Source organism: Mangrovibacillus sp. Mu-81, assembly GCF_036867415.1.
In the GTDB taxonomy this organism is placed as follows: domain Bacteria; phylum Bacillota; class Bacilli; order Bacillales; family Bacillaceae_B; genus Rossellomorea.
The window spans coordinates 296,618-309,641 of the sequence record NZ_JBAJHU010000002.1; the positions used below are offsets into that span (position 1 = coordinate 296,618).

General features: G+C 46.4%; 15 protein-coding genes and 1 riboswitch. Of the genes, 7 read left to right on the forward strand and 8 right to left on the reverse strand.

Annotation, left to right across the window (positions count from 1 at the left end; translation table 11 throughout):
- Nucleotides 1–137: 137 nt before the first annotated feature.
- From V6B33_RS05145 to V6B33_RS05175, 7 genes are all read right to left on the reverse strand, one after another.
- Nucleotides 138–953: a MetQ/NlpA family ABC transporter substrate-binding protein gene (locus tag V6B33_RS05145; protein ID WP_334216676.1), complete on the reverse strand. Its 816-nt coding sequence runs from the start codon at nt 951–953 to the stop codon at nt 138–140.
- Between the two features lie 21 nt (nt 954–974).
- Nucleotides 975–1,640: a methionine ABC transporter permease gene (locus V6B33_RS05150; RefSeq protein WP_334216677.1), complete on the reverse strand. Its 666-nt coding sequence runs from the start codon at nt 1,638–1,640 to the stop codon at nt 975–977.
- Nucleotides 1,630–2,643 (reverse strand): methionine ABC transporter ATP-binding protein, encoded by a 1,014-nt coding sequence (locus tag V6B33_RS05155; protein ID WP_334216678.1) that lies wholly within the window; start codon nt 2,641–2,643, stop codon nt 1,630–1,632. The genes V6B33_RS05150 and V6B33_RS05155 overlap by 11 nt, the downstream gene beginning before the upstream one ends.
- A gap of 104 nt (nt 2,644–2,747) precedes the next feature.
- A riboswitch (SAM riboswitch) is annotated at nt 2,748–2,853 on the reverse strand.
- A gap of 945 nt (nt 2,854–3,798) precedes the next feature.
- The gene (locus tag V6B33_RS05160) at nt 3,799–4,017 is read right to left on the reverse strand and encodes a DUF2922 domain-containing protein (RefSeq protein WP_334216679.1); all 219 of its coding nucleotides are present in this window, start codon (nt 4,015–4,017) and stop codon (nt 3,799–3,801) included.
- Between the two features lie 38 nt (nt 4,018–4,055).
- Nucleotides 4,056–4,274: a DUF1659 domain-containing protein gene (locus V6B33_RS05165; protein WP_334216680.1), complete on the reverse strand. Its 219-nt coding sequence runs from the start codon at nt 4,272–4,274 to the stop codon at nt 4,056–4,058.
- A 306-nt stretch (nt 4,275–4,580) separates the two neighbouring features.
- Nucleotides 4,581–4,736, reverse strand: coding sequence for a YfhE family protein (locus V6B33_RS05170; RefSeq protein ID WP_334216681.1), 156 nt, complete (start codon nt 4,734–4,736; stop codon nt 4,581–4,583).
- 121 nt (nt 4,737–4,857) lie between these two features.
- The gene (locus tag V6B33_RS05175) at nt 4,858–6,237 is read right to left on the reverse strand and encodes a Glu/Leu/Phe/Val family dehydrogenase (protein ID WP_334216682.1); all 1,380 of its coding nucleotides are present in this window, start codon (nt 6,235–6,237) and stop codon (nt 4,858–4,860) included.
- A gap of 240 nt (nt 6,238–6,477) precedes the next feature.
- Between V6B33_RS05175 and V6B33_RS05180 the strand changes: the two genes are divergently transcribed.
- The 7 genes from V6B33_RS05180 to V6B33_RS05210 all read left to right on the forward strand — a co-directional run bounded on the left by V6B33_RS05180 (nt 6,478) and on the right by V6B33_RS05210 (nt 12,424).
- Nucleotides 6,478–6,906, forward strand: coding sequence for a type IV pilus modification PilV family protein (locus V6B33_RS05180; protein ID WP_334216683.1), 429 nt, complete (start codon nt 6,478–6,480; stop codon nt 6,904–6,906).
- 4 nt (nt 6,907–6,910) lie between these two features.
- Complete coding sequence (locus V6B33_RS05185) at nt 6,911–7,339, forward strand: prepilin-type N-terminal cleavage/methylation domain-containing protein (protein WP_334216684.1); 429 nt, start codon at nt 6,911–6,913, stop codon at nt 7,337–7,339.
- A gap of 6 nt (nt 7,340–7,345) precedes the next feature.
- Entirely contained in the window at nt 7,346–8,809 is a 1,464-nt protein-coding gene (locus V6B33_RS05190) for a DUF7305 domain-containing protein (protein ID WP_334216685.1), read from the forward strand.
- 208 nt (nt 8,810–9,017) lie between these two features.
- The gene (locus tag V6B33_RS05195; protein ID WP_334216686.1) at nt 9,018–9,806 is read left to right on the forward strand and encodes an ABC transporter ATP-binding protein; all 789 of its coding nucleotides are present in this window, start codon (nt 9,018–9,020) and stop codon (nt 9,804–9,806) included.
- Nucleotides 9,790–10,545, forward strand: a complete 756-nt coding sequence (locus V6B33_RS05200; RefSeq protein ID WP_334216687.1) for an ABC transporter permease — start codon at nt 9,790–9,792, stop codon at nt 10,543–10,545. The genes V6B33_RS05195 and V6B33_RS05200 overlap by 17 nt, the downstream gene beginning before the upstream one ends.
- Nucleotides 10,546–10,683: 138 nt before the next feature.
- The gene (locus V6B33_RS05205; protein ID WP_334216688.1) at nt 10,684–11,685 is read left to right on the forward strand and encodes an aliphatic sulfonate ABC transporter substrate-binding protein; all 1,002 of its coding nucleotides are present in this window, start codon (nt 10,684–10,686) and stop codon (nt 11,683–11,685) included.
- A 145-nt stretch (nt 11,686–11,830) separates the two neighbouring features.
- Nucleotides 11,831–12,424 carry an SCO family protein gene (locus tag V6B33_RS05210; RefSeq protein WP_334216689.1) on the forward strand — a complete coding sequence of 198 codons (594 nt, stop codon included), beginning with the start codon at nt 11,831–11,833 and terminating at the stop codon, nt 12,422–12,424.
- Nucleotides 12,425–12,472: 48 nt separating this feature from the next.
- Here the strand turns inward: V6B33_RS05210 and V6B33_RS05215 are convergent, their stop codons facing one another.
- Nucleotides 12,473–12,880 carry an STAS domain-containing protein gene (locus V6B33_RS05215; RefSeq protein ID WP_334216690.1) on the reverse strand — a complete coding sequence of 136 codons (408 nt, stop codon included), beginning with the start codon at nt 12,878–12,880 and terminating at the stop codon, nt 12,473–12,475.
- Nucleotides 12,881–13,024: the final 144 nt, after the last annotated feature.

A 13,024-nucleotide genomic window follows, 5' to 3' on the forward strand; every position in this document is an offset into this window, starting at 1 on the left:
ACAGGTCTCACCTGGCTCTCTTTTCCAGCAGGAATCTTCGTCTTGCACTTCAATCAACTGCTGGAACAAGCAAAAAAATAAAAAAGAAGGACAGGCAAATGGATGCCCGTCCCTCACTATTAGGCTGTTAACTAACTCTATTCCATCCACTCCGGCTTCCCGAATCCTTTGAATTCTTCATCAATAGTCTTCTCAAACTCATCGGCTTCAACCACCGCCTTGATGTCTTTCGCGATCTGTGAGTCGACGTCTTTCGTGTTCATGACAACTCGGTTGCGGTATTGGTCCGGCATATTCTCAAGCTGCAATGCATCCAGTAAGTCCATTTTCGCCGCAAGTGCGTAGTTGCCCGGTACTGCTGATAAGTCGACACTTTCGACCGCTCTTGGAAGCTGAGCCGCTTCGATCGGCTTGAATTGAAGGTTCTTCACGTTTTTATCGATGTCCTTTTCAGAAACCGTCAATGGGTCGGTCCCCTCTTTCAACGTGATCAGCTCTGCGTCCTCTAAGATTTGGAATGCACGTGCTGCGTTGGTCGGGTCGTTCGGGATAGAGATGGCGCTGCCTTCTTTGATGGTATCCAGAGAATCGAATTTATTCGAGTAGATCCCCATCGGTGCTGTCGGGACGACGATGACTTCCGAAAGCTCCATGCCGTGCTGTTCTGCGAATGTTTCCATGTAGATTTTATGCTGGAACAGATTCGCATCAAGATCACCCTGTGCCAATGCATTGTTAGGCTGGATATAGTCACTGAATTCCTTCACCTCTACCGTGTAGCCTTTCTCTTCCAGCCCCGGTTTGATCGCTTTTGTAACCATATCACTGTAAGGACCGGATGTCGCCCCGATGGTTATCTCTTTCTTTTCCCCCGAGCTTGCCTCTTCGCCTCCGCAGGCTGCAAGTAAGCTGACGATTAATACTGCTGCTAAAAATAAAATCCACTTTTTCATGAAATCTTCCCCCTAAATTGATTATCTTTTATCTACTAATCTTGCAAAAATATCCCCTGTGTACTGGATGAGCTGCACCAGGCAGATCAACACGACGACCGTGGTAATCATCACTGTATTGTCGTAGCGGTAGTAGCCGAAACGGATGGCGAGATCGCCGACTCCGCCTCCCCCTACGATTCCTGCCATGGCGGAATAAGCAACAAGGCTGATCGTTGTAATCGTGATCGCCTGTATGACTGCCGGTTTCGCTTCCGGAAGCAGGACGTCCTTGATGATCATCCATGGACTCGCCCCGACCGACACCGATGCTTCGATAACACCTTTATCGATCTCACGCAGTGCTGTTTCAACCATTCTTGCAAAAAACGGGATCCCCGCAACTGACAATGAAACGGATGCGGCTGTCGGTCCAATTGTCGTGCCCGTCAATAGTTTCGTAAGCGGCAGCAGTGCAACCAATAAAATGATGAATGGAACCGAACGGACCATGTTCACCACAAAACCGACGATCTTCTTAACGAACCCATTCTGTAAAAAAAGCCCCTTGTCTGTCACGAAAAGCAGAACACCGAGCGGCATCCCGAGTAAAATTGCGATAGCCAGTGAAATGCCGACCATATAGACGGTTTCGAGGAATGCTTTATTCAACTCTGGTAAAATCGTAATCAATGATTCAGGCAGCACGGTCCAGCACCTCCAGGCTTTGTGTTTTGGCGGTTATGTAGCGGATCGCCGCCTGTATTTCAGCTTCATCGCCGATCAGCTCCATGATAAAAATCCCAAGCGGGGTTTCCTGGATGTATTCTATTTTCCCATGCAGGATATTGCCGCGTACTTTGTATTTCTGGAATACTTCCGATACCACACTTTCTTCAGCGATCGAGCCCTTGAACTGGATCTTGATCAATTTCCCTGTCCGACTGTTCAATAAGTGCGGCGGCAATTCAAACTGCAGGATGTTTTCGATGAACTGCTTTGTCAGCGGCTGTACCGGGTTGGCAAAGAGGTCGTATACCGCCCCTTCTTCAACGATTCTGCCATCCTGCATGACAGCCATCCTGTCGCAGATTTCTTTCACCACTTCCATTTCGTGCGTGATGAGGACGATCGTCAATCCAAGCTGTTTGTTGATGTCTTTCAATAGTTTAAGGATCGATTTCGTCGTGCTCGGGTCCAGTGCGGAAGTCGCTTCATCGCACAGCAGCACGGATGGCTTGTTCGCAAGCGCCCTCGCAATTCCGACGCGCTGCTTTTGCCCGCCGCTCAGCTGGGCGGGATAGGCCTGGGCTTTATCGCTTAACCCGACCATTTCTAAAAGTTCGTTCACCCTCGGCCCGATTTCTGCCTTTGGGACCTTGGCAGCTTTTAATGCGAACGCAAGATTCTCATACACCGTTTTCGCTTTGATGAGGTGGAAGTGCTGAAAAATCATGGAGATCTTCTGTCGTGCAAGACGGAGATCCCTGGAAGAAAGCTTCGTCAAATCCTGTCCGTCGATGATGATTTCACCCGATGTCGGTTTTTCCAGCAGGTTCAGACAACGGATGAGAGAACTTTTCCCTGCACCGCTGTAGCCGACGATGCCGAAGACTTCCCCTTTTTGTATGGTGACAGAAACGTTATCCACACCGAGTATCGTCTGCTTTTTTGTCTTGTATTCTTTTACAAGGTTTTTGATTTCAATCACATTGACCACCCCTTTTATTTCTACCTATTAAACCAAGCTGCAGTACTTTTAAAAATAAAAAATGCCCCTTTCAATTACTGAAAGAAGCATCGCTCATGTATCTCGACTTATCTCTCAGAATGAAATTCATTCTGCAGGAATTGGCACCGTTCCACATTGGAGGTTGCCGGACGTCATAGGGCCTGATCCCTCGGTCACTCTTGATAATTGAAAGTATTTAATTTTCGAATTTTTTATCTTATAGGTGATATTATATGGTTTGATATGGAAAGTCAACAAGAGATTTTGGCGGATGCTTGTGTAAGCGGTTTCTTTGCTTTAGAGTCAGTGGAGAAGTTTTTTAAGGGTGGCGGCTGCATTTGAAGTATGTTCCTTGTAACATCTGCTGTTGAAAATAGGGTCTAGCTTTTTCAATCCAAAAAATTTAAACAAACGTATGATTAAGGTCTGGAAACCTTTTGCGACAAGGGGTTGGCGGGTTTAAACAAACGTTTGATTAAATTTGCATGGCCGTTCCCATGAGGGTCATTTGTTTGTCAAACAGCCGTCTGAACAAACTGAACAAATTTGAAGAGGCTGGGACAAAACAAAAAAACAACTACTAATTCGAACATTATCAGTGTTGACTCTAGATACCGCTAATGATTTCCGTGCAAGACTTCGCTTTCCGCGGGTGACCCGTGAGCCTCCTCATCGCATTCGCTCTTGCGGGTTAGAAAAGCGGAGGGGCTTTGCTCAGAGGCGTGTGGCATAAGGCGAATCGGCAACGAAGGTGTTCCTTGCCTTCTTGGACGAGTCGCCTTATGAAATGTGCCTCTAAGCCCAGGAGCTGGACAATTAGAAAAGCGGAGGCGGCTTGCTCAGAGGCGACAAGCATAAGACGAGCAAGCCGGAAAGGCGCTTTTTGCCTTGTTGGCTTGATTGACTTATGACCTCGAGCCTCTAGCCGCCGGAGCTGGACAGGTCTCACATTAGTCACTTTTCCCGCAGGAGTCCTCGTCTTGCACTCCAATCAACCGCTGGGACAGACTGAAAACAAATGAACTGTTGAATAAAACAATTAAAAAACCCGAACATACTTGAATCCTGGAATTCAAATCAGTTCGGGTTTTACATAGACTAAAACACTTTTGTCCCAGCCTCTTACTTCATCTATTATAAAACTTCATAATCCGTTACATTACGTTCAACCACGCGTGCTCCTTCTACGCTAACCAGTGTGCCGCTTGAGCTGCCGAATACGCCGGTTGCGATCAGGTTGTCCATTGCCGCTTTCACCTGGATGGTATCAATCGGGTCAATCGGGTCGTTGAGGCTGATTTTCGCCGATTTCCCTGTATCCGTTCTAAATTGAAGTTCAAGTACTTTTGCCATTATTAATAGTCCTCCTTCCCATTAAATTTCAACGATCATTACGCGTTGATATCGAAATTCTGGATCTTTTCCACGTTGAACAGGTTCTTCTCAGAAAGACCTGCGAGTGACTGAGCCGCACTGTTCATTTCATCCGCTGTAGCCGAACCCTTGATGTAACTGTAAGATTTGTACTTATACTTCGGATTTCCTTTCTCATCCATCCCATCGTTAAACGCAAATCTCAGCTTCGTTGCTTTCAAATCCGCCGTTGCCATTGTGCCTCACCTCCCTTCACCTTCTATATAGAGATTGGGGGAGGAAAAGGATACCTTTGGAGGGAAAAATGTTTGGATAGGAGAGATTTTTGGAGTGGGGTGTGGTGCCATGCACGATATCTGTGTTTTGTGCCTGTCATCAATTCGGGATTCTGTATGCCTGGTACAAACTCACCGTTTTGGGCCTGGAACAATGTAGGCATTTTGTGCCTGGCACCATCCCTGCCCCAAAAATCGGACAAAACAAAAAAAACCCTGCAAACCGTAAAACAAAATACGGTTCACAGAGGTTCCAAATTAACGCAATTATCCGCGATCACTTTTCACTTCATCCGGATACCCGGCCTTCGTCGCGCGCTTAAACTCTTTCGCCCAAAGCACCTCTTGCGTATCCGTTAATCCATTGTTCTTCTCCGTATTAATCCCTTTGTAGGGAAGCTTCTTCGTATGTCGTTCTGCCATACTGAAATCTCTCCTTTCAAAGTTATTAATTCTATAAATCCTTTACCCGGTAGGCATTTACATAAACATAAAGAGACGGGAAGGGATATTTCGCTAAATCTCCGTCCCTCAACACGTTAATTCAATAAAGCTTTCCTTGTCTGTATAGCAGGGTAGACAATTTGGTCACTGAATGGATATAGCAATTCTGGCGCAGCGGGAACGGGTCTCCGAAGAATGGCGGAAGGACCGTATCCAGGGTTGCCTGCATTTTTTCGAAGAGGAGTCTGAATACCTCGTCTTCCGAGTAGAATTGGGTTTCCCTCCCCTGCAGCCATTCGAAGTAGGAGACGATGACCCCTCCGGCGTTGGCAAGGATATCCGGAACGATGATGATTCCTTTTTTACTCAGGAACTCGTCGGCTTCCGTGGTGACGGGTGCATTCGCTCCTTCCACAAGGATTCCCGCCTTTACTTTTTCCATATTGTCTTTATGGATTTGATCCTCCAGTGCCGCCAATATCAGGACATCCACTCCGAGGTACAAGACATCCTCTCTGTCTGATATTTCTGCTTTTACATCGATGTCTTTCAGTTGTTCTTCGGTTGTCGGGAGGTCTCCTTTATTCCTCATCGTGAATTCGACGAGTGCAGGAATGTCCAAGCCATCCGCATTGTACAGCGTCACGTTCCGGTCGCTCACGGCCACCACTTTATTCTGAAGATGAGTGGATTGATACGCTTCTAGGGCGGCGACCGAGCCAACATTTCCGAACCCTTGGACGGAGATGGTCAATGGCTTGTTTTCATATTTCAGGGCTGTTTTGGCAAAAATATTATCCGTTTTTGTCATCAGGTTCTTTTGGTTTTTGATAAAATCGTGCATCATATAGCGGAAGGTGAAATATACCCCTTTACCGGTTGCTTCACGGCGGCCAAGGGATCCCCCGTTGATCACGCTTTTTCCTGTAAAGCTGCCCCTGTATGGATTGCCGGGATGTATGCTCTTGAATTCGGCCATCATCCAGTCCATCTCCCTCTCGCCGGAACCCATATCTGGTGCAGGGATATCTTTATCCGGACCGAGTACATCACTGAAATATTGAACGTATTTTTTCGAAATGACATTGAGCTCTTTTTCGCTGTATTCGCGCGGATTGATGATAATCCCGCCCTTGCCGCCGCCGAACGGGACGTCATGCAGGGCATTTTTCAACGTCATCAGCGAAGCCAGGTTGACCACTTCATCCTCATTCACCATTTCATGAAACCGGATCCCGCCCTTATAAGGCCCAAGCGCGTTATTATGCTGGACACGGAACGCAGGGATGCGGTCGACCCGCCCATTTTCGAGCGGTACCCTCAAGTACGACTTATGTACATGGTTCGGGGTGGACAGGATGGCCGTCAGAGATGTAAATGCCTGCTCCCTCGCGTCACCCATCAATTCCGGTAGAAAATTCTCGTCTTCCAATAAAGCATCCAATGATTTTTGAACAATGTCTCGCGTTTGACTGATCATAGTTCCCCTCCTGAACAATAATTAGTATATATTGTCTATATATATAAAGTTACCCAATTCAGTATGAAAAAAACGGATACGAAATATTTTTTTGAATGCGTTTACTTATAAGCAGAATCAGGATCTGCTAAATTTCCTCTCCCTAAAATGAATGGTCCATTGCAACCGGGTTATATGGTACTATAGTAGTATCAAAAACAGATTAATCTAGTATTTTTTAATAGAAGGACGGTCTTTCGCATGCGATCAAGATTGAAAAAGATTTGTTCCGAACGGGGTATCACATTAGTTGAAATCATTGCCTCCATCGCAATTCTGACGTTGATCATCTTGACGTTCATGCCGATGTTCACACAGTCCATGCGGTCAACGAAGATATCAGCCGATATGCTGGACGCAACGTATTTAGCGCAGTCCACAATGGAGGATGTGTATCAACTGACTGAGACTTACCCATTTAGTGAAGCTGTCGATCAGGTTGACGATATGACGTTCCTGGAGAAAGAAGATGGGTGGTACCGCTATGTCCAATTTAAAGACGGTGCTTATATTGAGTTATCAGTGGAAGAGCCTGACCGCGGACTTTCCAATGTGCTTGTCAAAGTGTACACCGATGATTCGAAGAGTAAGTTAATGGCCCAAATGGAATCGATTTACAGATGGGAGTAAGGACATGAGATCTTTTTTTACTAATCAAAAGGGCGTAACACTTGTTGAGTTATTGGCTGTACTGGTACTTGTGTGCACGGTGATGCTGCTGATCAGCAATGTGCATCTTTTCGGGCAAAAGCAGTTCAGCAGCCAGTCCAAGCAGGTTCAGCATGAATCGAACGTCCGCTATGCGATGAATGTCATCACCAAGGAGATCCGCACATCACCTCCTCAAACCATATCGGTTGCGAATAATAGGATTGAGACTTTAAATGGGGCTTTCAGGTTACAAGGCAGCACACTCTACAAAGATGACAAGGTGCTGGAAGAGGGGATTGCTGAGTTCACCGTTGAGCAAAACGGGAATGAAATCGTGATTTCAATGAAGAGCGTGCCGAATCAATTCGATAAAGCCGCATCTCTTTCCACGAATCTTTATATAAGGGAGTAATGTTGCATGAAGAAAGATGTTTGGGTCAATGAGCGGGGAATGACGCTGGTGACTGTGCTGTTGGTATTGATTGTTCTGTCTGTTCTCGGACTTGGCCTGCTGTCTCTCACCGTCAGTCATGCCAAACAGAACTCCGCGGAACGCTCCCATCAGTCGTCTTACTATATAGCAGAAGCCGGTGTGACGGCTCAAATGAAAACACTGGAAGATGAAGTGAAACAGTACTATGAAAACACAGATGACCAAGCGCAGTTCTTTTCTCAGTTGGAACAATACTTCCTGAACGAGCCCGTCACGATTGATTCTTTTGAAACCGCGTTTGGAAAACAGCCGAAAGCCGTGGTGACGATCCAGAAAGTCAATGATGACGTTCCCCGTACTTATAAAATCACTTCCACCGGTACGATTGGGAAACACTCGAGAAAAGTTGAAAAGACATTTCATGTTAATTGGCAGAAGAAAGGAGGGCTTTCACTCCCGGGAGAGATGGCTGTTTATACGGACACCACTATTTCTCTGGCAGGCGGTGCTGTGATCAGCGGGAATATCGGGACCAACTCAAATTCCGCCGGCACCGTTTCCTTTGATGGCGGTGCATCTCATCGAAATGGCAGTATTTATGTTCCTAAAGGGGCTGAAAACTCAGCGATTGATGCACCGGATTATATGGATATTGACAAACCAATCGCAATCGATAAGCCCACTCCATTGACACTGCCTCCTTTTCCGGAGTATCCGGAGTACCCTGTTTATCCTGATAAAAAGATAGGAGATAAGTGGAATCAGCACGTGGTCGTAAAAGACGGCAAGCTTTTAATCGACAATTATCTGGCAGACAATTATACACTGGAGTTAAAAAACGGCGCTTCTTTTTCCGAAATCAAATTAGTCAGTAATAATACACTGAATATAGACGTCGGAGATTCTGACAAAGCCATCGTCGTTGATCATCTGAACGTTCAAAATGGACAAATCAATATTAAGGGATCCGGGAATTTGACCTTTTATGTGAAAGAAGAAATAACAATGGGATCTGGAAGCACGATCAACAACAACGGTACTATTGAGCGTCTTTCTGTTTATTTAAAGGACTCAAAACAGTCGAAAAAAGTGAAATTGAGCGGCAGCCAGAAGATCTTCGGTTCCCTGTATGCCGAAACCGCCGATATTGAAATTACCGGCGGCGGCGGATTCCAGGGACATATTTTCACCGGGGGCGCTGAAGTGACCATTTCAGGTGGGGCCAGAACCTATTCTTCCCTCCTTTACGCACCTTCAGCAACGATCAGAATTTCCGGTGGAGGAAGCGTCAAAGGCATGATCCTTTCACACTCCTTTGACGCAAACGGAGGAGCATACGCTGAATTTCAAGAACTGGACATCGACAGTATTCCGTTTGTTTCAAACGGAGAAAGCGGAATGCCGGACGACCTGATTACATCAGAACCATTGAGAGAAGCTTCCCGATAGATTTTATCGGGAAGTTTTTTTGTTTGAGTGAAATTCAATGTGAGGTGAGTTTCTTTCAATCGGAAAGGGTTCTACACCTTATATTAACCTTACAAACTCTTCATAAAAGTAAATTTCCAAGCAACCTTGACAATCCCTACCAATACACTATAATTAAATTCATTAAATCCCGATTAAAACAATATGATTTATAAGAAAAGGTGATTATTTGTTCATTCAAATCGGACATCTTAACAAACAATATGATGACAAAGCCGGAAAGCCTGTCGATGTATTGAAAGACATCAACCTTGATATCAATAAAGGTGAATTCGTTTCGATCCTCGGCCCGTCAGGCTGCGGGAAGTCTACGCTGCTTTCGATTGTGGCCGGGTTGACGAAATCAACCAGCGGCGGAATCACAGTCGCCGGAAATCCGATCAAGAAGCCCGGAAAAGACCGAGGCATGGTATTCCAGCAGGCCGCCCTTTTTCCCTGGCTGAACGTAAGCGACAATGTGACGTTTCCTTTGAAAAAAGAAATGTCGAAAAGCGAAGCGAGGCAGCAAGCTGCCAAATATCTGCATATGGTCCAGCTCGGAAACTATCAGGACCATTACCCTCATGAGCTTTCCGGAGGCATGCAGCAGCGGGTCGCCATTGCACGTGCACTGGCGATGGATCCGGAAGTCTTATTGATGGATGAACCGTTCGGCGCACTCGATGAACAAACCCGTTCCCGTCTGCACGTACAGCTTGAAACGATCTGGATGGAAACGAAGAAAACGGTCCTTTTCGTCACCCACAGCATCTCGGAATCCATTAAACTATCAGACCGGATCATCGTTATGGGGACCCGCCCCGGGACGATCCTCGCCGATATCGAGGTGGATATCCCCCGGCCCCGTGAAGCCCATAAAGAAGAAATGGTGAAGATCGAGGAGCACATCATGAGTTACTTGAAGAAGGAAATCGATAAAGTCATTCGTGAGGAACTTGCCTATGAACACAGCTCTTAAACGCATCATATTCTTTGCACTTATCATTGGTTTCTGGGAAGCCGGTTCCCGCTTCGGACTGTGGACAGAAGTCGTCCTCCCTTCTCCAACTTCCGTCTTCCAGTCGTTGATTGCCGGAATATCCGACCAGACCCTCATCATCGATTTAGCCGCAAGCTTCAAACGGCTGCTGATCGGACTGGGCATTTCACTCCTGATCGGAACCGGTATCGGCGTCCTTTTGGCAAAATCAAAGACCGCCGACGACACACTTGGTTCCGTACTGCTCGCCCTGCAGAGTGTGCCGAGCATCGTATGGCTGCCGCTCGCGATTATGTGGTTCGGATTGAATGAAAAAGCCGTCATCTTCGTCGTCATCCTAGGGGGGACATTTGTCATGGCGCTGAATATCCGAATGGGGATCAAGAACGTATCCCCACTGTTCATAAAAGCGGCCCAGACAATGGGATCGGGGGGATTGGATTTGTTCATTCGGGTCATCTTCCCTGCCTCCATCCCCTATGTCGTTACAGGTTCGCGCCTCGCGTGGGCATTCGCATGGAGAGCGCTGATGGCCGGCGAGCTCTTGAGCACCGGTCCCGGACTCGGTTACACACTCCGGTACGCTTCTGATTTTGGTGATATGAGCCTCGTGATTGCGGTCATGATCATCATCGGTGTCGTCGGTGCGATTGTGGATCAACTGATCTTCCAGCGTATTGAGAAGTCGGTGATTAAGCGTTGGGGGCTGGAGTCTTAAGCAGTAGTTGAGTCCTCGTCATATTAATTGAATTTAATTGCTTTTGATCATTAAAAAAACAAACGTTACATCACACTGTAACGAAAATAGATGATTCAGATCGAAGATACCCACACAAACCCATTAGGAGGCTGTAAAATGAAAAAAATCTTTCTATTCACAGCGATTTTCTTCTTGTTCACCGGTATTTTAGCCGGATGCGGAACAAGTGACTCTACGTCCGGTTCCTCTGCTGATAAAGACAAAATCGTCATCGGTTACTTCCCGAATATCAATCACGTCCCTGCGATGGTGGCAAAAGAAAAAGGCTACTATGAAGAACAGCTTGGGGACGGCACGAAGATTGAATACAAAACATTCCCGGACGGTTCATCCTTCATGACCGCCCTGAAAACGGGTGACATAGATGCCGGGCTTGTCGGACCGGGACCTGCCATGAACAACTACATGACTGGTGCAGACGTGAAAATTGTCGCCGGCGGATCCACAGGCGGCACGGTCGTACTCGCAAGTGAACAAAGCGGCGTGAAATCCGTAGAGGATTTTGCAGGAAAGTCATTCATCACACCTGCTGTCGGTTGTACTCATGACGTTCAAGTCGAGACATTCCTGCAGGAGCACGGCATTGAATCATCCCGGATCGGTGGAACGATGAAGCATGTGACCGGAAATCCGGCTCAATATGCAGCGATGCTGAAGTCAGGGAAAGTCGACATTGCCGTCGCACCTGAACCTTGGGCTGCGGTCATCCAGCAGGAAACCGGCGCGAAAGTCATAATCGACCATGACGAGATCTCATTTGGTGAAACACTTCCGGCTTCCGTCCTGGTCGCTTCAGGAAAATCAGTAAAAGAGAACCCTGAAAGAATCCAAAGCATCGTGGACGCACACAAGCAGGCGACAGATTTCATTGCCGGCAACCCGGAAGAAGCGAAAGAAATCACCATCAACGATATTAGAGAAGTGACAAAACAGGAACTAAGCAAAGAAGTCGTCGACCAGGCATGGGAGCGCATCGGATTCACTTACAAAGTGGACTCTGAAGCCGTCCAGGCATTCGCCGACTCATCGTACGAACTCAAATTCCTAAAAGAAAAGCCAGCATTCACTGACCTGATCGACAAACAATTCATCGACTGATCGAAAGGCCCGCTCATCGCTGCCAAGTGAAGAGCGGACCTTTCTTATAAGCTAACTTCTCAATTCAGAAACGTAATGGACATACAATAATTAGGAAAAACAGCATGTTTGTGAAAAACCTTTCTTGTAAAAGGAGAAGATCATTATGAAGGTTAAGCTGGGATTAGTCATCATGATTGTGTTAATGACAGCGCTTGGAGCATGCGGGAGTAAGGAAGATGTGGAAGCATCGTTTCCGATGAGTGTCGAGGTCGGTGAACTGGAGGCCGTGAATCAGGATGGAACCAAGGTCAGTTTGTCCCAGCTTAATCAAGATAAAATCATATTAGCGGATTTTATCTTCACGAACTGTGATACGGTCTGTCTGCCGATGACGGCGAATATGGCGAAGCTGCAGTCAGAAATCAAGAAAGCCGGCTTGGAAGATGACGTCCAGCTCGTATCGATATCGATCGATCCCGAGCAGGACACTCCTGAGACATTGACCGAATACAGCATACGCCACAGTGCTGACTACAGCAACTGGACGTTCCTCACCGGCTACTCACGTGATGAGATTGAAACATTCGCGAACGTTTCGTTCAAAACTCCCGCAGCAAAAGTGGAGGGTTCGAACCAGTTTGTCCATGCGACTTCCTTTTTCCTGGTGAGTGAAACGGGCAAACTTCTCAATAAATATGAAGGCGTATCGGATCCGCCTTTTGAAGACATCATCAACGATATCCAAAAGCTGAAATAAAAAAAAGCTTGGATTCCATCGTATGAACGCGACGGAAACCAAGCTTTTTTATTGTTCCAGCCACTCATAAAATCCGGCATCCCTCAACACCTGCCGGGAGCCTTGCCCAGCCCCGACGAATGAAATCCGAAGTCCTTCCTGCTTCAATACATACACAAGATCAATCAAAGCAGCCAGGCCGAACCGATTGGTGAATTCAAGTCGGCTGATGTCGAATGTGATGTTCTTGAAGCGTTTAAAGTGGTATCTATAATTAAGTAAGAACTCATCTATTTTTTCAATCGTGGACGAGCCAAGCTGACCAGCAAGTGCAACCTGCATCGTCCCGGAATTAGAAAAAGCATCTATCTTCAAGCTATTTGAATAAAGACGAGTGTGACCCATATTGATAAAAAGATCTTTCCCTAATGAAGGCTGATGATAGAAACATATTCCCCTATTGACTGAAAGATTCATAGGAAGCACCTCAATCTTTTGGTAGTTGAATTTCTTCGCGTAGTAATTTTTACCCATATTCATTTTCATTTAAACGTAATTTGCGAGGTTTTTTTTCCTAAAAAATTCACTTTTCAATAAGTAAGTCCCGGTATAGGAAGTCAT